This is a genomic window from Pseudomonas sp. CROZ-RG-20F-R04-15 (assembly GCF_022662375.1).
In the GTDB taxonomy this organism is placed as follows: Bacteria; Pseudomonadota; Gammaproteobacteria; order Pseudomonadales; family Pseudomonadaceae; genus Aquipseudomonas.
In genome coordinates, this window is record NZ_JAKNQL010000023.1 from 1 (window position 1) to 19,183 (window position 19,183).

The 19,183-nt window shown below is 57.2% G+C and carries 27 protein-coding genes; 6 read left to right on the top strand and 21 right to left on the bottom strand.

All coding sequences use genetic code 11. The features are described from left to right. The 4 genes from gspM to gspG form a co-directional block, all read right to left on the bottom strand. On the bottom strand, window positions 1-427 hold a 427-nt coding region (gspM, locus tag L8H52_RS24345), incomplete at its 3' end, for a type II secretion system protein GspM (RefSeq protein WP_242209202.1). After that, entirely contained in the window at window positions 420-1,598 is a 1,179-nt protein-coding gene (gene gspL, locus L8H52_RS24350; RefSeq protein ID WP_242209201.1) for a type II secretion system protein GspL, read from the bottom strand. The genes gspL and gspM, both read right to left, overlap by 8 nt. Further along, the gene (gspK, locus tag L8H52_RS24355) at window positions 1,595-2,581 is read right to left on the bottom strand and encodes a type II secretion system minor pseudopilin GspK (protein WP_242209200.1); all 987 of its coding nucleotides are present in this window, start codon (window positions 2,579-2,581) and stop codon (window positions 1,595-1,597) included. The genes gspL and gspK overlap by 4 nt, the downstream gene beginning before the upstream one ends. Window positions 2,582-2,589: 8 nt before the next feature. Continuing rightward, window positions 2,590-3,039 (bottom strand): type II secretion system major pseudopilin GspG, encoded by a 450-nt coding sequence (gene gspG, locus L8H52_RS24360; protein ID WP_242209199.1) that lies wholly within the window; start codon window positions 3,037-3,039, stop codon window positions 2,590-2,592. Between the two features lie 146 nt (window positions 3,040-3,185). On the opposite strand from gspG, the gene gspI reads away from it, so the two are divergent. Further along, window positions 3,186-3,572, top strand: a complete 387-nt coding sequence (gspI, locus tag L8H52_RS24365; RefSeq protein ID WP_242209198.1) for a type II secretion system minor pseudopilin GspI — start codon at window positions 3,186-3,188, stop codon at window positions 3,570-3,572. Window positions 3,573-3,578: 6 nt separating this feature from the next. Here gspI and L8H52_RS24370 read toward each other — a convergent pair whose 3' ends face one another. Continuing rightward, entirely contained in the window at window positions 3,579-4,010 is a 432-nt protein-coding gene (locus L8H52_RS24370) for a type II secretion system protein N (RefSeq protein WP_095123168.1), read from the bottom strand. A gap of 114 nt (window positions 4,011-4,124) precedes the next feature. Here L8H52_RS24370 and gspH point away from each other — a divergent pair, with 114 nt between their 5' ends. The 3 genes from gspH to L8H52_RS24385 all read left to right on the top strand — a co-directional run bounded on the left by gspH (window position 4,125) and on the right by L8H52_RS24385 (window position 5,829). Continuing rightward, window positions 4,125-4,586: a type II secretion system minor pseudopilin GspH gene (gene gspH / locus L8H52_RS24375; RefSeq protein ID WP_242209197.1), complete on the top strand. Its 462-nt coding sequence runs from the start codon at window positions 4,125-4,127 to the stop codon at window positions 4,584-4,586. Then, window positions 4,583-5,194 (top strand): type II secretion system protein GspJ, encoded by a 612-nt coding sequence (locus L8H52_RS24380; RefSeq protein WP_242209196.1) that lies wholly within the window; start codon window positions 4,583-4,585, stop codon window positions 5,192-5,194. The genes gspH and L8H52_RS24380 overlap by 4 nt, the downstream gene beginning before the upstream one ends. 77 nt (window positions 5,195-5,271) lie before the next feature. Then, the gene (locus L8H52_RS24385; protein WP_242209195.1) at window positions 5,272-5,829 is read left to right on the top strand and encodes an NADAR family protein; all 558 of its coding nucleotides are present in this window, start codon (window positions 5,272-5,274) and stop codon (window positions 5,827-5,829) included. Window positions 5,830-5,927: 98 nt separating this feature from the next. Here the strand turns inward: L8H52_RS24385 and L8H52_RS24390 are convergent, their stop codons facing one another. Next, the gene (locus L8H52_RS24390; protein WP_016984952.1) at window positions 5,928-6,167 is read right to left on the bottom strand and encodes a YceK/YidQ family lipoprotein; all 240 of its coding nucleotides are present in this window, start codon (window positions 6,165-6,167) and stop codon (window positions 5,928-5,930) included. Between the two features lie 841 nt (window positions 6,168-7,008). On the opposite strand from L8H52_RS24390, the gene L8H52_RS24395 reads away from it, so the two are divergent. After that, window positions 7,009-7,392, top strand: a complete 384-nt coding sequence (locus L8H52_RS24395; protein ID WP_242209194.1) for a hypothetical protein — start codon at window positions 7,009-7,011, stop codon at window positions 7,390-7,392. Here the strand turns inward: L8H52_RS24395 and L8H52_RS24400 are convergent. Further along, entirely contained in the window at window positions 7,374-7,877 is a 504-nt protein-coding gene (locus L8H52_RS24400; protein ID WP_242209193.1) for a lysis system i-spanin subunit Rz, read from the bottom strand. The two genes, L8H52_RS24395 and L8H52_RS24400, sit on opposite strands and share 19 nt — an antisense overlap. After that, the gene (locus L8H52_RS24405; protein WP_242209192.1) at window positions 7,877-8,299 is read right to left on the bottom strand and encodes a cell wall hydrolase; all 423 of its coding nucleotides are present in this window, start codon (window positions 8,297-8,299) and stop codon (window positions 7,877-7,879) included. Before L8H52_RS24405 ends, L8H52_RS24400 begins: the two co-directional genes overlap by 1 nt. 134 nt (window positions 8,300-8,433) lie before the next feature. Between L8H52_RS24405 and L8H52_RS24410 the strand changes: the two genes are divergently transcribed. Further along, window positions 8,434-9,567 carry an acyltransferase gene (locus L8H52_RS24410; RefSeq protein ID WP_242209191.1) on the top strand — a complete coding sequence of 378 codons (1,134 nt, stop codon included), beginning with the start codon at window positions 8,434-8,436 and terminating at the stop codon, window positions 9,565-9,567. A 41-nt stretch (window positions 9,568-9,608) separates the two neighbouring features. Here L8H52_RS24410 and L8H52_RS24415 read toward each other — a convergent pair whose 3' ends face one another. From L8H52_RS24415 to L8H52_RS24475, 13 genes are all read right to left on the bottom strand, one after another. Beyond that, complete coding sequence (locus L8H52_RS24415; RefSeq protein ID WP_242209190.1) at window positions 9,609-10,004, bottom strand: tail fiber assembly protein; 396 nt, start codon at window positions 10,002-10,004, stop codon at window positions 9,609-9,611. Continuing rightward, on the bottom strand, window positions 10,004-10,894 hold the full coding sequence (locus tag L8H52_RS24420; RefSeq protein WP_242209189.1) for a hypothetical protein: 891 nt from the start codon (window positions 10,892-10,894) through the stop codon (window positions 10,004-10,006). Before L8H52_RS24420 ends, L8H52_RS24415 begins: the two co-directional genes overlap by 1 nt. 1 nt (window position 10,895) lies before the next feature. Continuing rightward, window positions 10,896-11,537, bottom strand: coding sequence for a DUF2612 domain-containing protein (locus tag L8H52_RS24425; RefSeq protein WP_242209188.1), 642 nt, complete (start codon window positions 11,535-11,537; stop codon window positions 10,896-10,898). After that, a complete protein-coding gene (locus tag L8H52_RS24430; protein ID WP_242209187.1) occupies window positions 11,537-12,757 on the bottom strand; it encodes a baseplate J/gp47 family protein in 1,221 nt (406 codons plus the stop codon). The genes L8H52_RS24425 and L8H52_RS24430 overlap by 1 nt, the downstream gene beginning before the upstream one ends. Continuing rightward, the gene (locus tag L8H52_RS24435) at window positions 12,750-13,100 is read right to left on the bottom strand and encodes a hypothetical protein (RefSeq protein WP_242209186.1); all 351 of its coding nucleotides are present in this window, start codon (window positions 13,098-13,100) and stop codon (window positions 12,750-12,752) included. Before L8H52_RS24435 ends, L8H52_RS24430 begins: the two co-directional genes overlap by 8 nt. Next, entirely contained in the window at window positions 13,097-13,804 is a 708-nt protein-coding gene (locus tag L8H52_RS24440; RefSeq protein WP_242209185.1) for a Gp138 family membrane-puncturing spike protein, read from the bottom strand. The genes L8H52_RS24435 and L8H52_RS24440 overlap by 4 nt, the downstream gene beginning before the upstream one ends. 78 nt (window positions 13,805-13,882) lie before the next feature. Further along, the gene (locus L8H52_RS24445) at window positions 13,883-14,284 is read right to left on the bottom strand and encodes a hypothetical protein (protein ID WP_242209184.1); all 402 of its coding nucleotides are present in this window, start codon (window positions 14,282-14,284) and stop codon (window positions 13,883-13,885) included. 94 nt (window positions 14,285-14,378) lie between these two features. Further along, window positions 14,379-15,794 carry a hypothetical protein gene (locus L8H52_RS24450; RefSeq protein WP_242209183.1) on the bottom strand — a complete coding sequence of 472 codons (1,416 nt, stop codon included), beginning with the start codon at window positions 15,792-15,794 and terminating at the stop codon, window positions 14,379-14,381. Next, window positions 15,791-16,099: a hypothetical protein gene (locus L8H52_RS24455; protein WP_242209182.1), complete on the bottom strand. Its 309-nt coding sequence runs from the start codon at window positions 16,097-16,099 to the stop codon at window positions 15,791-15,793. Before L8H52_RS24455 ends, L8H52_RS24450 begins: the two co-directional genes overlap by 4 nt. Continuing rightward, window positions 16,099-16,746, bottom strand: a complete 648-nt coding sequence (locus tag L8H52_RS24460; protein ID WP_242209207.1) for a phage baseplate protein — start codon at window positions 16,744-16,746, stop codon at window positions 16,099-16,101. The genes L8H52_RS24455 and L8H52_RS24460 overlap by 1 nt, the downstream gene beginning before the upstream one ends. An 11-nt stretch (window positions 16,747-16,757) precedes the next feature. Further along, entirely contained in the window at window positions 16,758-18,212 is a 1,455-nt protein-coding gene (locus tag L8H52_RS24465) for a hypothetical protein (protein WP_242209181.1), read from the bottom strand. Window positions 18,213-18,368: 156 nt separating this feature from the next. Continuing rightward, complete coding sequence (locus L8H52_RS24470; protein WP_242209180.1) at window positions 18,369-18,770, bottom strand: hypothetical protein; 402 nt, start codon at window positions 18,768-18,770, stop codon at window positions 18,369-18,371. Window positions 18,771-18,773: 3 nt separating this feature from the next. Then, window positions 18,774-19,181: a hypothetical protein gene (locus tag L8H52_RS24475; RefSeq protein ID WP_242209179.1), complete on the bottom strand. Its 408-nt coding sequence runs from the start codon at window positions 19,179-19,181 to the stop codon at window positions 18,774-18,776. Between the last annotated feature and the right edge of the window lie 2 nt (window positions 19,182-19,183).

Below are 19,183 nucleotides of genomic sequence, written 5' to 3' on the forward strand. Positions count from 1 at the left end.
CAAGTGAAAACTGCACGGGGTGGATTAACAGCCAACTGATGACGGCATCAGCGGGCGCATCCTCGAACGTCAACTGCCAAGCGGTGCCCATTGCCTGCAACTGGTAGTGACCAAGCAGCCCGCTGCCATCGAGAGATTGCTGCAATGACCGCTCGAAGTTTTGCCCAATGGGCGCTGTCGCCACCTCGCGTAACAACAGATCCAGCGCTTCGGCCTGGCCACGCAACTTCGGCGTTTCGGTCTGCCAATGCTCAATCTTTTTCAGCGGTGGCTGGACGAACAGCAGCCAGATCAGCACGCCCCCCAACATCAATGCGCTGCCCGCGACCAGGCGTTTTTCGCGTAAGGTCAGCGGCGCCCAATGCCGATGAATCTGTGCACGCAGCAGCAGCCAGCGAGCCCGATAGATCGCCAGCAGATTATTCATCGTCGCTGTCCATGACGGCATCGTCCTCAACCGCTGCCGGCTCAACCTGCGGGCTGAAAATCCACACGTTGTCTTCGCGCCTGGCGACCAGCCCGGCCTGCGTCAGCGCTCCCGGCAATGCGCCGTCGGCGGGTGCCTGCGCAGTGTCGGCGGCCAACTCCAACTGCAAACGTCCCTGCTCAAAGGTCATGCGCTGGACGCTGCCCGCCATAAACGGCAGCGCGCTTGCGGCGTATTGCACCAGATAGGCGAACCCGTGATTCGCGTCGGCCGTCGCACCGCTGTGCCGGGCTGCCAATTGCTGGCGAGCCTGCTGCAACGGATTGAGGATCACCGGTAATTCTGGAAAAGCCTGCTTCACCCGCTGGCTCATTTGCGCCTTGAGCTGCTCGCCCTGGGTCACTTCACGGGCCGCGTAAAGGTTCAGCCCAGACACCCAGACAACCATCGCCAAGGCACAACAGCAGGCTGCCCTGCCCCAACCGATGGTGTGTCCGGCAGCCTTGCCGATGCCTGCATGCAACCCCCATCCCGGCGCAACGCCACACCAGCGCTGCTCCGCAGGTCGTGGTTCGAATGCTGTTGCAGGGGCATCCGCGCCGATCCACTGCAAGCCGCGACCACTGGTGACGAGTTCATCCAGACGCTCCTGCGCCAAGGGTTCTACCGAAGCCTGCGCACGGCTGAAGCGCAGCAGCAATTGCCCATCCAGCACGCAGGCGCTGACCTGTCCCTGCGCTGGCACCGGCAAAGCATAAGGTGCCGGGTAAAGGCCTCGCAGCTTCAATCGGTGCTGAGCCAATAACAGCCCGAAACGATCCAGCGATGCCTGCGCGAGCCAGGCCAGCGACACTTGTCCTGAGACCTCACGAGCACTGTGTGCAACGTACATCTGTTCAGTGCCACCCAGAATCAGCGCCTGCGCGGCACACTTCACCGCCGCATCGATCTTAACCGGCGTCAGCGGTGGCAACTGCAAACTGGTCAGTACGCTGTCTGCCGGATGCAGAAAAAACTCGACGGGCTGTAACGGCCACTCCTGTTCAATCAGCAACAGCGTACTGACACCGGTCTGACTGACCTGGTCGTGCCGATCCAGGCGCGCAAATTCAACCTCAGAGTCTGAGGTCAAACCCGCCAGCGGCGGCAAGGCGACGCGCAAGCGAGTCATACGCCGAGCCTCGACCAGACCACTTTCGGCATGTCGTCGGCAGGGCGATGCAGCAGCGCATCCAGGCTAACGCGGCGCTGGTCACGACGCGCGTGTCCGCGCAGCAGAAACCAATCGCTGCTGATGCCGACGTTCAGTCCGTCGACGGTCAGATGCGGCAAGTGCAGACGGTTGACGAAGTCCCCACGATTGATGAACCACTGGCCACGATCGCGCTCTATCACCACGGCCCTGGCCTGCGCGAGCGATAACCCCGGTACCACCGCCACCAATACCTCGGCGCTGGCAGTATTACCGTTGACCCAGGTCTTGGCCGGAATCAGGCTGACATACTGATTCAAGCGCTCAAGCAGTTGCTCGTTCATGCCTTCGAGGCCACGTAAATCATCAAGGCTGCGTAACATCGGCTGAGTGGCCGGCAAAGGGCTTCGACGCGCACTTGGCGACGTCGCACGGACGCCGTCGAAACCGGTCTGCGCCATACTCTGCCCGGCGGCTTGCAGGTCGGGCATTCTCGGGTAGGAGGCAATGACTCGCTGGCTGATGCGCTGGCTGAGGGCAGCATCGATTCCGATCATTTCGCAGAGGCGTTCGAAGCTGCGCAACTGTCCGCCATCGACACGCTCATTGCTGAGTAAATTGCGCAAATTGAACTTGCCCTGCTGATCCTCGATGCGCCCCTCGAAACCGCCCCCCGGCGAATTCAACAAATGGCTTTTGACAGGCTGCGCCCAAGGTTGATCGAGCCGGGTCAGCGCGTCCTGTTGACGCGTGTCCCTGAGCAGTTGCCGACTGAGCTCCAGCCCCGCCAACAGCGCGGCAGCGCCCTGCACTCGGGACTGTTCCGCCTCAAGAGAACGGGTAAAGACGCTCTGCCGGGTGAGCATGCCAGCGGCGATCACCGCAACCACGGCGGCAATCAGCAAGGCGCTGATAATGGCCATGCCGCGCTGTTGCTGCACCTGTGACGACGATGATTTCATGGCCGCTCTCAGAGCTGCCAGGAACCAATATCGGCATTGACGCCGTCGCCGTCGGGTTGGCCGTCGGCGCCGAGGGAGAAGATGTCGATCTCACCGTTTGCGCCAGGATTCAGATAGTTGTATGGACGACCCCACGGGTCGTTGGGCAAGCGTTCCAGATAAGAGCGCCAGTTACTGTTTTTCGCATCCGCCGGACGCTCCACCAACACCTTGAGCCCCTGATTCAGGGTCGGATAAGTGCCGTGGTCAAGGCGGTAGAGTTTGAGCGCCTGCATCAGGCCGGCGATGTCTTGTTTCGCCGCAGTGGCTCGGGCCTGATCAGGTCGGTCGAGCACCTTGGGCACGACCATCGCCGCCAGAATGCCGAGGATGACCACCACCACCATGATCTCGATCAGGGTAAAACCCTGCTGAACTCGACGGCCTGCGGACTGAGATTTGACGCGCGCGAAATCCATTTCAACCTTCCTTGGCATGATTACATTCGGCGCGCAGTGTAACAAAAGCCAGTCATCGTACAACAATCATTAACGCACTGTTTTTCTGCACATTCGCCAAAGGACGGGTGCTATTCTGCGGGCCGGTTTCAACCGCAGAGACAAGGATGGAAGCGTTGCGCAAGGAGCGAGGTTTCACCCTCATCGAGGTTCTGGTGGCCTTGGCAATCATCGCCGTGGCCATGTCTGCGGCCGTTCGCGTTGCGGGTCTGATGACCCAGAGCAATGGCCTGTTGCGCGATCGCTCGATCGCGTTGCTGGCGGCGCAGACCCGGCTCGCCGAATTGCGTCTGGAAGGAGACTTTGCCCCGGGACTGAAAACCTTCGAGTGTGATCAAGGTCGCCTGCAACTGCGCTGTGATCAACGCGTGACCCCGAGCACCGACGGACAACTGATGCGCGTGACACTGCTGGTTTCGGATCGCGAACGTCAGGCACCGCCCTTGGCGCGACTCGAAACCTTACTCGGCCGGCCGCAGGAAAAGCGCCAATGACGCTGCTCAGGGTCGAGTCAGCCGAGGCAGCGACGGGGAGTCTGGCAGCGTGCTGACTTTTAATCGGCTCTGTTCTGCGCCACGCTCAATGACCACCGCATCCTGCTCAATGGCTATCACGCGCACACCCTGGGTCAAGCGATCACCCACCAGAAAACTGCGCGGCGGACCGTCGTTGAGACTTAGAATTGCCACCGCCGCGTGCGCCCCTGCCAGCACTCCGGAAACCTTGATATCCAACGGTGCCGGCTGGTTGGAAAACCACTGCAAAGCCGCTGTGTCGGCGCGCGTTGGCAACACTTGCGGTGCCACCGCCGGAACGTGGGATTGTGCCGGCGTCAGCAACAGCGCAGACCAGAACAGTCCCCCTGCCAGCGCCGCGATCAGTGCCGCCGATTGCACAAGCTGCGTTGCGGATAAGCGAAAAGTAAATGCCAAGACCCAACCTCCCTGTTGTCCTGCGCTGCAGTCTACAGCACAACATTCGCTTTTCTATCCGGATTGATGGTTCGAATCCGCCAGCATGGATTCACAACGAAGGAACGTTGCGGTATGACCAAGGACAGACAAACAGGCTTCACCCTCATCGAATTGATGGTGGTGTTGATCATCATCGGCATTGCCAGCGCCGCCGTCAGCCTGAGTATCAAGTCTGACCCGGCGCAACTGCTGCGCAAGGACGCCAATCGCTTGATCCAGTTGCTGCAAATCGCCCATGCCGAAGCCCTGGCCGATGGACGCCCGATCACTTGGCTGGCGGACAAAAACGGCTTTCGTTTCAGTCGTCGCAATGAACAAGACCCAGGCTTGGATCACTTTCTCGCCGATCCGCAACTGCGCCCTCGTCACTGGGAAACGCCATCGCTGAAGGTGCGAGTGACACCCACGCAGCCGCTGATACTGAACGCCGAGTGGTTCGATTCACCCCTGCAACTGCAACTCTCGGACGGCCAGAACACGCTCACCGTGCAGCGCACAGCCACGGGCAAATTGACCTTGGCCAACCAGCCATGAATAACCGGCAAGAGGGTTTTACCCTGATCGAAGTGATGGTCGCGATCATGCTCATGGCGATCGTCAGCCTGATTGCCTGGCGCGGCCTGGACAGTGTGACCCGCGCCGACACGCACCTGCAGGCGAGCACCGAACACACCGAAGCACTGCTGCGCACGCTGCATCAACTGGAACGAGATATCGCCTTGCGCGCCAGCATCGAACTGCGCGAACCACAGTTGAACGACAACGATGACGAACGATCCGAGCAGCCAGCGGCAATCAGCGTGCGCAGCGCCGACGACCAGAGCTTTCGTCTTGACGTGATCCGCAGTGCAGCCAACTCGCAGAACGGCTTGCAGCGCGTGCGCTGGTGGTTGAAAGATCAAACCCTGTACCGCGCCGCCGCCACGCCACGTGATCGCTACCCGCTGCCCGCGCCGAAACAGGCAGTGGCGGTGCTCGACAGCATCAGCGATCTGCAAGTGCGCGTCTGGGAACCGGAGATGGGGTGGCGCCAGCTCAGCGGCAACCGCAAAGAAAACCCCCAAGGCCTGGAAATCCGTCTGACCCGGCAGACGATTCAAGGCGAAGAACACTACCGCCAGGTATTGGGCCCATTGGATTAGTGTCTGGGCAATATTGCGTATTGCCCTGACACGCACAGCAACTGTAACGTCGAACGTCAGTTACCGAGGAAATCTCATTGCACGACTCTAAACTTCTCGAAGATCTACGCGCTCGCTTCAACGCTGGAGAGCCTCTGGATTTCACCTTTTTCTGGGGACACCAGCGAAGCAAAGACGCCGTCACGGCTTCGTGCTTCAGCCAGTGGTACGAAGCCGAATTCGTTGTCGAGGGACAACGCTACCCGACAGCCGAACACTTCATGATGGCCGAGAAGGCAGCCTTGTTCGACGATCAGGAAATTCGTGCACAAGTGCTGCAGGCCCCGACCCCGAACGCCGCCAAAGCCCTCGGCCGCAAGGTGCGCGGGTTCAACGACCAACGCTGGCTGCAACACCGATACGACATCGTCGTCCAGGCAAACCAAGCCAAGTTTTCCCAAAACCCGGAGCTGAACGAATACCTGCTGCGCACTGGTTCTCGGGTCATTGTCGAAGCGAGCCCGGTTGATGGCATTTGGGGGATCGGGCTCGCGCAGGATCACGCAGATGTGAACGATCCGAACCTGTGGAAAGGTTTGAATCTTTTGGGGTTTGCACTGATGCAGGTTCGGGACGGTAGGGTTGGATTGTCCTGAGTTTTACTGGCGGTGGCGTCAGAAACGAAAAAGCCTTGGCGTGTGCCGAGGCTTTTTTACGGGAGCTTTATGCCGCTTTAGGTTGCACTACCCGCAAGTCAGAAATTGCAGGTGTATTGATATTCAAAGGGGAAGAATACTGTATCAACCACCAATGAAAATGGCGCGTCGATCAGTAAAAAGGGAATCAACTTGCCTTTGGATGTACCGACCAACCACCAGTCGAGCCGAACACCGATGTAGGGGCATCGGTGCTTGTCATAATCCATCCGCATGGCCGTTGCTGCGCAGCCGCTTGAGCTGGCGATCAACACCAGTAACATCAGTTTTTGAAACACTTAACGTCCTTATTACTTATTGATACTGAGCTGCGTGAACGGGGTTGCAGATGACTTTCCCTCTACAAAGGGCCACCCACGTGGGTGGAGTAGAGCTCTACGCCGACTACCGAGGCCGATCGTAAGGACAATGAGAAATATCAACCAGACTGGAATTGGCAAGATGCGTGAAGCATGCAGGCGAGGATGCAGATCTGATGGACTTTATTGATTTTCTGGGAAACCTTTGCAGCGCATTCAGTAACTATCAAGGCTATGAAAAGCCTCGCCGGGTGTTTACCCGAGGATTCGTTGCGTTCTGCGTATTTGTGGCTGTGTTTGAGTTGATTGCGCTGAACCTCTACTACGCATAGACGAGATGGAATCAGATGCTGAGGAATCTGGTTTTTAATGGTGTTTCACGCTTGCTGGACCAGCAAAGATCGTCGGGCCGGAGTGCATCCAGGCCTTCTCGACGAAATTACCGGGTAGTTTTGTGCAGGCACAAAAAAGCCGATCCATCTGATCGGCTTAAGTGTCTGATTTTACTCAGGAATTATGGTCGGGACGGAGTGATTCGAACACTCGACCCCTAGCACCCCATGCTTGCAGGAGTGCGAAAAAGCTATACGGAACAGTCCTTTGGAACGGCGCCCACTGCAATCGATGCCTAACCGTGACTAACCGTATTTCACGAATCCCCGCAAAAGTCCCTACAGGCTTTCGACTAGAAAGTCCCTGCGCTACGGCTTTCTGCCGACCGAACACCAACCCAAAACCCTACAGTTCGTCGCCTCACCCTCGCCCACTCCCCGCACCTCGATTACTGTATATCCGAACAGTAATCAGCAAGGCATTTCCCGTGGTCCCCTCCAATATCGAAAATACCGACGACTGGCGCGGCTGCCCGACGCCGCTCGAAATTTGCCGGCACCAGCTGGCCCTCTACGAAAATGAGTTCGAGGAACTGAACCTTCAACTGCAACAGTCCAGGGAGCGGATATTCAAGTTGGTTGAGATGCACGCTGCTGCGTCGGCTGAGTGCGAAACCCTCCGCTCTCAATTGTGCGTTGCGAAGTCAGAAACGTCGGCCGCCAGCCGGCGAGCTACCGATATCGAGACCAAAAGCAACTGGGAGCTGATGGCGAAGGACAAGCATATAGCCGAGCTGCGAACCCAGATTCGGATCCTCAGCGGGGACAGTCCGTTCAAAGATCCCTTCCCTCATCAGCGGGACAATTCCTGAACGTAGGCCTGACACGCCTGCAAGGCGATCAGTCCGCGGTCGCCGGTATCGGTGATGGCGATAATTCGTTGAGCATGCGCCGGGTCAAGTCTGGCTCGTACGGCTGCATGATCCACGCTGCCGGCGCTGGCGGCTTTTGGCACGTCACAGCCACTGGCTGAATCCGCGTCGAGGAGGACTGACAGCCGCAGATCAGAAGTGGCAAGGCGATCGCGCAGGCGATCTTGGTCACGTTGGGCATCAGTCATTTTCCTGAAGTGGGTTTGCTCACTGGCCGACAGCCGCTGCTCGAGCGCCAACCGCTTGTCATGCTCGGCCTGTTGCACCGTTGCAGCAGCCTGTGTCAGTTGGTTGAAGGCTTCAGCATTCAGCCGCGCCTGCTCGGCCAGTTGCTGACCGTAGCGCCAGTCCTGAAACTGCCAAGCGCTGCCGAAGCCGACGAGCACCAGCGCCAGCACGCCGACCAAACGCCAAGGCACGGCCATCACGGCACGTCCTTGAAGAAGACGTGGTGCCCAAGCCTGAGTGTCTGTTTTGCCTTTGCCGCCCAGGCCGGAGCCTTGATGCTGGTGGCGTAATAGTGGGTGGCGCCCCCAGTTGGGTCAGGCACCTTTCCGTCAATCACCTGGTCAGCAGCGATCCGACATTGCGCCAGTTCACGGAACGGGATCTGCTTCACTCCGATCAGGAACTGATAGTTCGCGTCGGTCTTGTTCCAGCAGCTGAACTGGTACGGCTTCTGGCATACGCCGGCATAGCCCTCGCCCCACCAAGACTTTTCCTTCCCATCAAACACGCGGTTGCGGATCGTCCAGGCGACCGCGATCTGGCCGGCGGTCCCTTCCCCGCGCGCCTCACCCCAAATCGTGCGGGCGAGGATGTCGCGGTCCTTTTCAGTTGCAGTCATAAATTTTCTCCAGGCAAAAAAATACCCGATCAATGGCGGGTGACAGGTGAATCGGTCGGGAACCTGACTGAAGCCTGACGACTCAATCGAAGATTCCGTAGTAATATTGCCGACCCGACAGGAAGTCTATGCCGATGAAGCCTGAACACCGACTCTCCCAAATCGATGCACTCCGTGGCATATCGATCTTGCTTGTGCTTTTGAACCACTCCGACTCTTATACTCCTTGGAATATTCGATCCTACGATTTCGTCCACGCGTTTACAGGAAGCGTTGGGGTAGTTCTTTTCTTTGTGATTTCTGGGTATGCAATAACCCTTTCTCTTTATCGGCATCAGGAAAAGAAACCAACTGGTACGTCTCCAATCAAAGCGTTTATGTGGCGACGCTTCTGGCGACTTCAGCCGCTTGCGTTGTTCTGGGTAACCTTCACGATAATCGGAACAGCCTTCCTGAATTTCACTGGTTTTTTTGGAGACTTGGCGCAAAACTCAAGAGCTGCACTTTCAGTCCTAACGCTTACTGCTAACTACCAAGCACTTCTATCTGGCGGGCTTGGCGCACTATCAGTTTACTGGTCGCTGTCCATTGAAGAACAGTTCTACCTTGTTTACCCTTTTGTGTTCTTTGCCGTCCGATCTAGAAAACAGCTACTATCGATTTCGATTGTTGGTTATATCATCTTGGCTATATTCGTCAGAAACCCTTTAATAGTAGATTATTTCGGCGTTCATAGCTGGGTTGGCATATTCTTCCTCGCTCCGTTTTATCAGCCCATCCTCGCAGGAATAATTGTTTATATCCTGACTGAGATAATTAAGTCTAGGAACACCGAAAAAGAAATATCTGCATTTCGCTGGGTCGGAGTAGCTGCAGCGATTATGCTGCCTTGCACGTATATCCTGACCAAGCAGTATTATTACCCTATAGTCGTATACGTCCCATTGTTTTGCGCAGTAATAGTTTTTGCGGCTGCGCTACCGGGAAAAACTTTTCCAGGCACAAAGGCAATGTCGTGGGTTGGGCATCGATCGTATGGTCTTTACCTTGCGCATATGCCTTGCAGTATGGTCGTTCGTGAAGCTGCATATGCACTATTTCCAACAGCAACGTCGCCAGGGTGGGCAGTAGTTGCCGTGACAATAATCGCATGGGCTATGATGACTTTCGGGGTTACAGAACTGCTCTATCAATTCGTCGAAAAACCGCTGACAGAATACGGCCGGCGCTTTACTGATAGAAAAGTTGAAAGTCCTGCATACCGTTGATACCACCAACGCAGCGTCCAACCATAAGACAGCTACGTGGGCTATGCTGGAGCCACCGGCCAGTCAGGAGACAGCAACTTCAGATCAATTCGATTTACGTCCACTCGGAACTCTTTCCACTTAATCAACATTGCCGTTTCATCAGCAGTTGCCTTGCCGAGATCGGCAGCATCTTGCAGAGGCCCCATCGAACGAGTGGCTGCAGACAGAAAACCGTCTCGCACAGCAGTGTTGATAGACAGTACTTCTGCGGGGGTTGGAGGCGGGATTTCAGGCGCAGTGAATACAGCACCGTCATAGCTATAACCAATGGCAGCCACAATTTCGTTGCCGATTTCAACAGCTTTTTTTCCTTCTTCCAGCGACAGCCCTCCAGTATCCCCGTCCCATACCATCACGTTAACCACAACGCCTCTTTCAATAATTGCAAAGTTCATCAAGAGTACTCCCACATCTCAATACATCCATCGGATCCTTTTCCACCAGCGGTGGCGGCGCTTGACACAGGAGAGGCGCTACCGGCACCACCAGATCCAGGCCCGGCTCCCGCACCACCTATGCCGTTGAAATTACCTACACCGCCTCCGCCAAATGGGCCGCTGCCACCATTTCCAGAAAAAACAAATCCATTCATTACAATGCCAAGTGTCCCGGGCTGTCCTTTTGCTGCGGTAATAAGGGTGGCGGTGGTTGTAGGGAGTGCTCCTGCAGCGCCGGGCTGTCCACCATTGAATGTACTTGTGGAGGAGACGGCCACTGATCCGCCAGATAGGCCGCCAGGCGCAGTCGCTAACGATCCGAGCGTAGTTGAGCCGCCAGCCCCACCTGTGCCACCTAATACTCCTAATCCTCCTGCTCCGATGACAGCGGCCATTGCGACGGGGTTGGTAATTAGTACGTAAAGGTCCGAGCCGCTAGCGCCGCCACCTCCTACGGATATCTGCGAAGCATTAGTCGCGGCAGCTCCAGACCCTGCCGCCCCACCACCAATCAGCCTGGCGAGCACAAACTTCGTTCCAGTTGTCGGCGTATAGGTACCGCTTGTTTGGATAACCTTTACGCCAATCAGGCGGCCAGGATTGAACAATTGTTTGGCTGCGCTATAGAACTGCGATGAGCCAACCGAGTCGACCACTCCATTTGGAGTGATCCCGGCCTCGGACAGCAGTGACTGAAAAAAACCTTCCTTATCGTTTGCCCAGTCCTTCTCAAGATATGAGCCGTCCTTCGCAGTAGGAGATGTTCTGTTTTTGAATGAGCCTTGCGGGTAGGCTGCCGATGGATTATTAAATCTGCCCGGGTAACGCTCGTTAAGCTTGAGTGACATGCTACGCCCCTATGTATCCTGCAAACTCTGCAATTTCATCACCGAATTCGGCATCCATATCGCCAAACTCGAACATTTCGAATCCCTCGAGGAACCCGTTAAATCTCACTGCTTGCGGCTTCGGTACCAACCCGGCATTGAGCAGTGCGAATCGCTCAAGGTTGGTGATCTGTCCGTAAAACTCGATGCTGAAGGACATATCCTCGCCATCCGTTACGCGCAAAACCTCGGCGTTCGGAAGTAGGAAATTCATGCCATCGAGGATGTTTTCGATAGTTGCGTCGCCGTTGTTCCTAACGATCTTGGCCTTGATTACCAGTCGATAGAGCTCATCGGATAGCTTTCCGTCTTGATCAATGGTCAACGCGCTGAACATGGCTTCATCGTCGCCGAACTCATCGCCGTCCGTGAGATCGAACAGACCAGGGTTCATTGGTATGGAGCCAACGAAACTACGTGGCGCGACGACGATCCGCCCAATGACATTCAGCTGTTCGTCAACTGCGGTGTCGATGTCGTAGCTCTTGCGTACCGCCTCTGCGGCATCCTCAAGGCTTCCGCTGAGATTCCTGGCTATCGCGTACCAGTCCACCGCTTTTGGCTTATCGCGGTACTGTGCATAAATGCGGTCTGGGATATTCATCAGGTGATCACTACGGTGATGTTGCTCTCCGTCCACCGCGACATTTGGTTGTAGGCGATGACGACGTTTGCCTGTCCGCCGTTTAGACTGGACGAAGGCAAGTCGACATAGCTATCACCGTACGAGCCAATGACCTTGTTGACCGGCGTGAAGATCGTACTGAATGGCACCGTCTCACCGATATCGAATCCGTCGATCTTGAATCCAACGTCAGCCGGGATCAGGTCGCCGGCGGCGTACTCCATCATCGCCTCCTTTATAAGCTGGTCGGCGTTCGGCGGAAGTGATCCGTCGCTGACGACATGGATGACCGGCAGCATGTCGACGTAGATGGGGCGACTCGCGCGGACCACCTTCTTATTGGTCGGGTACTTGGGTGAAGTGACCTCAACTTGGAAGGGCGTGCCGGCCTGATATAGCAGCGCACCAGGGTTTTTCTTCAGATAGATCGCCATTGCAACATCGTCGTCAGTCCCACCATCTACGATGGGTGCGATTGAGTGCGGCGGGAGTCCATGTGGATTGTCTGCCGTTACGGCGCCTGAGTTTGTGTCGTTCTCGTACACCTTCACTCTGCGCACGCCGTCTACGCCGAATAGTTCGCCGACCATGGAGTCGATCTGGTTATTGCCCGGCTTGCCTACTGCAGTTGCTCTTGTCACGCGTAGCTGCTCATCGCGCTGACCGTCGGTGCCGGGCGTGGCAGGCGCGGCGTTTGTCACGCTGGCCAGGCCTGCTACCACGTCCACGATGCGGGTGATGGTGCCGACGTCAGCCTGGGTAGGCCCGACGACTGTGCATGTCGCGTTGACGGTCGCCAACCCCAATGAGTCGGCGGTCACGGCCTGGTCAGTCGCCCAGCGGCTGCCGGTGGTGACCGACTCAAACCGGCTACCTGTTGGAGTGGGCGTGCCCGGGGTTGCGGTTAAGGTCAGTTGCACGCTCGATCGCGAACCGCCTGAGCGGATGGTGCCAGTCAGCGAGCAAATGATGTCGAGGTCGTTGCCCTTGGCCTTGTTCGGATCTTTCGAGTTGTAGGCCTGCTGCAGCGTCTCGTCGAGCGCGTAAAAGATCTCGGAGTCATGGGCCATTTTTAGGCCGTCTGGGGTAGATGGGTCGAGATTCCAAAGCGGATCGATATCGACGTAGAACTGACGCTCCTGGGCAAACCACTCGTTTTGCGTTTGAAGCACGTAGCCGGTAGAAGTCAGGCTAGCCATTCAGTGTTACCTCTTCTAGGCCGAACTCAGTGAGAATCCCAGCGCTTACGCTGTATTTGCGGTTTTCGATATTGAAGTCAGCGTAGAAGCTGGTGAGCCGGATCACGCCCGGCGTGTTGGCGATGCGCGCCCTGAGTGCAGCCTCGGCGGTGGAGAGACTGGTGAACTTGCCCAGGATCTGCTCGTACCATGGCGTGCCGTCGGTGATGTCCCGGAAGTACTCGCCCAGGAATAGGCGGAGCCGGGTTAGCACGGTCTGGGCGACCTCGGACTGCCCGGTGATGAACTGCTGCCCGCGCGTCACGATGTCGCCTGTCCCGTCGTCAAGCCTGCGTACGGTCATGGAACTGGAACTCCGCTTGTCCCGGAGCCCGGGGTTACACCGCTATGGCGATGAGTATTAAGGTTTACGCCGGCGGCGGTGATGACGTTGCCGTCCGGCGTGATCTTCAGCCCGTTAATCAGGAACGCGCCGTCAGCCTGCAACTGGAAGCTGCCGGCACCGTTCTGCATCAGGGTTGTACCGTCGGCCAGCACGTTGAACCTTGCGACCCCGTTATCCATGGAGATGCTGTTGTCGTTTTTCAGCCAAACGAACTGTGTGCCTGCTCGATTGCGCAAGCGCACTCCGTTGTTTTGAAACTCCGGTAGCGCGTTTGGCTGAGATCGGAAGCCAGGCAGAAACATTGCGTCCTGCATACTGTGGAAGCGGCCGATCGGGTTGGTTGCAACACCGCCGCTCTGGACCCACCCGTCAATGCAGCGCTGGGAAAACAGGATGTCGCCCTCACAGTCAGGGTCGATCTGGTATTCGACGCAATAATCACCACCAGGGAAATAGACTGGGACTTCGATAATAGGAGGAACCTTGAACTCGGCGCCGTTGATGTCTACTCGCGCAATTCCTGGCTGCACCTGGGCGAGCTGGGTATCTGGATTGAACGTCAGTACATGACCTGGGATTGAAGTACTGACCCCCTTCAAAACTTCGCGAAATGCGTCGCGGATGAGCTTTGCCTGCTTTGCGCGACCCTCAGACTCAAGCATTCCAGCTCTCCATTTTTCCACGGGCAATAAAAAACCCGCCGGAGCGGGTCGTTTGATGGGTTCTGCTGTGTTGTTGGTCTATCTGATATCACCGAAGCCGTCGGTCAAGACGCCCTTCTCGCTGTACTGGCTGCTCACCAAAGCTTGGATTTTCGACTCTACCTGTCGGAGACTCGACATCATCCCCTTCGTAGGGCCTTTGACCAGGGTCTTACAACCGCTGCGAGCCAGGCTTAGGTCGTGCTCGCGAATGTCGGAGATCATCTTGCTGTAGATCCGCATGTTCTGCGACTTCAGCGCCAGAGATATTGAGCTGCCGCCGTATTCTGGGTCGTTCGCGACATTCACAACTCCTCCTCCCGCTTTGAGCGCGACATCGACATAGTTATACATCTGGCGTCCGTCGCACTCGGCCTGATTCTCGGCCGAAAATGCGGTATTTGATGCGGTAGCCGCGAGGATCACGAAGGTGGTGATCATGGACCTGATCTTCATCGGCATGTGCTTCCCTGGATGGTTCGGTAATACAGCGAAATGTAGCAGACACAACGCCGTAATTCCGAAGGCCTACTTTTCATCTGACGAACTGCTGCCCGCGCATGAACGAGGTATTGGCCGATGCCACTGCTTCGCCTCGCGTGATCACGCCGTTGTGGTTCACATCCAAGCCAGAGTTGGCCGCGTACTCGCGCTGGTAAGGACCGGAATCACGCTCCCACATTACATAGGAGTCAGGCCTACCGACGGCAGCCGGCCAAAGCACTGCAAGATAAGCGTCTCCCAAATTGCGGATTCGCCCGTCGTAAGGCCGGTAGTAACTCTCGACATAGTCGAGCTGGCGAATCGCGGTCATGCGCGCCAGCTGCGCCGTTGATGTTCCGAGTCCACGCGCAGTTGATTCGATGAACTGAATCAGACCGGTTGCCGTGCTCCCAGGATTGCGGGCGGCAGGGCTGAACGTATAGCCAGTCTCGAACCCCATTACAGCCATCAGCCAATTGGGGTCAAAGGATAAGCGTGACGTTATCTCGCGTACTTTCGCTCGGAAAGCCTGATCGACCCTTGCGCCCCAGATCAGCTTCCCGTTTTCTGTCGTGGCCAGCTGCGTAGTGCTTGGAGTCGTACCGGCGCGAAGACCGTCGATCTCGGTTCGCCAAACGTCGCTATGGGAGTCGCCGCTGTGCTTCATTGCGAAGATGTTGTACTCGCCGTTGGCGCTGGCATCACCGCTCAACTCGGAAACGAACAGGTTGCCTGTGTTGAAAGTGGCGAACTCACTCTCGACGTCGATCTTGCCGTTGATGCGCAGAGCCGGATTCATTTGCACCGAAACGAATACGCCGAGACCGTCAGGCCCCCGCGAAACCTCTGGGATGCCGATCATTCCGCTGAACTGGTCAATCCTGACCGGTGCGGCAGTACGTGGCATGTTCGTTTTCGTGACTACGATTCGCCCACGGTCCTGCATCCACTCGAATTTATAGGCATAGGCCAAGTCGTTCATGGCTGAGGGTATGTCACCGTCCACCACCAGCCCGGACGACAATGGCTTCGCATCAGCGAACTGGGCATTGTCGATGTCGATCGGGAGCGGCCAAGCCGCCGCAAGAGCGCGGAGAACTTCCTCAATGCGAGTCCCGATACCGAACGACAGCTGAGCAGAGGCTCTATCTACCGCCGGCTGTCCGGAACGACAGACGAGCCTAGTAATGATCTCCGGCGCTCCAGGCTCGCGCTCACGAAGAGTGTTCGTCACAAACCCGGTGAAAACCGCATCGATGTTATCGTCGTACCCTGCGCGGAGAACAATGCTTGACCCTTGAGCGATGCTGGATCCTTTGTTCATGTTGTAGAGGCGAATGTCTGCGAATGAAATCGCGTCACCTGGTGAAATATCGATGTTGAACTGAATGCGGAACTGTCGACGCCCATATTGGGGGCCGATGTAGGGCTGGCCGTTTACGTCGACCGACCAGACTCGCTCTCTCATGTTTCCACCAGTGGGGGCACCCAAACTAGGAAGTTGTCGACGCCAAGATTATCCAGAGTCACATCGGCACCGGTGAACACCATCTGGCCGATTCCCGCGCGGTAGCTCTGGATGACGTCACTGCCCGGCTCAAGCATGGCGCCTGATACAAGCCGGCTGCCGTCACGAATCAGATTCATCGACCAGGCCGGCGCATCCAAGTAGGAAATAAAGTCGACCTCAAACTCGATCAGGTTCTCGCCTAGCTGTATGGAAAATCGCTGATGCGCATTAAGCGCGCCCGAGCGCAAAGGGATCACGTTCATCAGACGACTCCGTCAAGAATGCCATTCACCGCACTGGCCACAGTTTCATTCGCCTCCTTGGCGATGGCCTGGCCCCGCTTGATTGCCCGGGACAGCGCGCTCTGCGAAGGATCTCCCTCTCGTAGCTGAGGCAGCGAACACTGGGTGTCCTGCACGATGCGATCGAGACTGATCACCTCCTGCAGCTCTGCGACAAACTCCAGTCCGCCCTCATTGCGCGGCTCCTTCGTCCTAGATAGGCGAGTGATCGCCATGTTCTTCAGGAGTATGTCGCCGGCGTCAATGTCGAATGGGTCGGCAGACTTCATCAGCCATAGTAGGAAGTCGAGCGTAGTGCTGGCCCTGGTTTCGTCGCTGCCCGCGAGGAATCCGGCCGATAGGCCGGCCACCGTCGAAACAATCGGATTGCTCGTCAGGTTTGAGATCGCGCCACCAAGGAAGTCGGTCAGTTGAACCTTGACCGGGTTGTTGCTGATTGCCCCGGTCATCGTCCATTTGAAAGGATTCAGGATGCGGTGATCTGAAATCCTCACGCCAGACTCGATCGGAACGGATGTGATGGTGACGGTCGCCTCGAACGTGTCCTCCAACACTGCGTCGAACGAGTAGCCCGCGATGGTGGGCGCCTGTCGCGTGAAGATATTCATGATGCTCAAGGCTATCGCTCCGTGGTGGTCCTCAGGTCGCCCAAGGTTTCGTAATTCTGCCGCTCGTTGACCTGAGTGATCTTGGTCTCCAGCGCCTGACCATCAAGCTGGACGGTAATACCGAGCTGGTTTTGCACCTTGATTGGCGTCTTGCTGAGTGCGCCGGCGAATGCCTCGGCATTTGCTTGGCGATCATCTTCTGCTGTTGATTCGCTAGCTGGCGGCATGATGTCTGCTGCTGTTCTACCGCCAAGCACGTCGTCAACATGGCGCCCGGGCTCCTCTGGCGGGAGTGGCAAGCTGGTATATCCAGAATCCTCATCGGATTGCGGATGGCTGTACGCCTGCGGAACTTGGTGATCGTCGCCGCCCTGCTGGACATTGGATGAGCTGGAAACCCCAGGATTTCCGCCAAACATCAATTCCATTGGGCCTTTAATCCTTTCGAGCCCGGTCATGCTTTTCAGGAGTTCGTCGAACTTTCTCGATGCAGCCGAATAGCCTGGAACGTATTCGTCAAGAGTTCGGTTCACAACGTTCGCGCCGATAGCGGATCCAGTCAGCGCCACGCCAGCGGTGCCTGTCTTGCTCACAGCTCCGCCGACGGTGTTGAGCCCAAGCTTCGCGGCGGTTGCGCCAACTACCGCCGCCGTTGCTGATGCGCCAAGCGCGGCGGTGGCCTCGGGGTTTTCAGCTGAGTAGTCAATTGCCTTGCTGATCTGCGGCCGGTACTCCTTGAGGAAGTTGTTCACCGCATCGCCGGCGCCGATCAGGCTTGGAAGGAACTTGTCAGCAAGCTCATTTTTGATGCCCTCGATGATCAGACCGAACTCGCTCGAGTTCTCCGCGAGCTTTCGCGCATTGTCGGTCAACTGATCGACTGGCCCAGTCAGGTCGCCGGCCTTCTTCATCGATGCGTCGAGCTGATCCACGCCGCCAGCGAGGGATCGGAAAACCGCATCTGACAAGCCGAGCGAGCTCTGAACAACGGATCGCTGCCCCTCGTCGAGCCGAGGGATCATCTCCGCCAGCGCGCGCATGAACTCTTCGCCGGTTTTCGTATTGTAAAGCGTGCTTACGTCCAGTCCGGCCATGGCCAGATCATTGATCGGCCCCGCATCACCTTTCAGTCGCAGATTGTTCTGGATTTCTTCGAAGCGCTTGAGGGTTTCGACCGCGTCGGCCGCGTCCCCGCCCATCAGTTTGATGGCGTTACCGTAGTTGTAGACGGCAGCCTGAGAGGTGCGCAGGTTCTGCGTTGACATGGCCAGCTTGTCGACGTTGTTGGCCACTCCCACAATCGATGCGGCGGCGGTGCCGAAAGCGCCAACCAGTGCAGCAGAGATTCCCAGCGCGCCAGACTTTATTCCGTTCAGGCTGGCGTTGATCTTTTTGTCACCGGCTTCCAGCGCCTTGGTGTCATAGCCGATGCCAATCAGGAACGACTTCAGTACCTTGCTAGCCATTCTTCGCGGCCTCGTATTGGTCGAACAGTTCGTCCATGGCTTGGTTGAAGCGCTCGACATCAGCGATCGATAGCGACCCGTCGGCGAGTTGCGACCACGTACAGAGTGGTGGGCAGATGCCAACAATCCCAACGCAGGGCCGCATCAAGAACCAATTTACGGCGCTACGCTTTCCGCGCCCGGCTGCCTTGGGCTTTTTTCGCCGCTTGGCAGCCAGTCGAAAAAATCGGAGAGATTCCAGCGCAGCAACTCGGACAGGAGTTGGTTGTACTGCACCATCTTGCCGCCGAAGTCGGAAACGGTGACCGCACGCTCAGTTCCGTTGATGAACACCCGAGTCATGAGCATCTGCGTGACCTGCGCCTTCACGTCCTGACGCATCGACATGAACATGGCGCTCAGCACCTTGTCGTCGATTTCTAGACCTGCGCCGGCAGCCGTGGCGAATCGCTCCAGCACGGCGGCAGACAGCAGGGACATTAGGCGGTCTTGATCGACCGCGCTGGCCATGGCGGCGTTGTACTGCACGCCGCCGATGGTGAATGCTTTCACGCTCATCTATCAGCCCCTTGTCGCTTCCCAGATGTTGAATTGCATCGTGAACTGGTCATCCGTGATGGTGGAACCGGCCCGGCCGCGCTGACCATCGTTCACCAGCACACCTTCAGATCCAAGCGCAGTTTCCAGCGTGCCGATCTGGGTGAAGGTTAGTGTGATGTTGGCGTTCGAGTTCAGCAGGCCTTGCACGTAGGCGGAGTCTGCAGAGCCGGGGTTCAGGTATACGTTCACCTCGCGCCCGGGATTGATCCGGTCGAGGCGGACAGCATTCCCTCCCTGACCGCGGCGCAGCTGGCTGCGCGCATCGATTGGCGCGTCCGTGTACGGGGTCGCGGTCTCGCCCCAGTCCTGGATCTGCCGGCCGTTGATGGTGACGACGCACAGGTCTGTCGAGAAGTTATTCAGGCTCATGG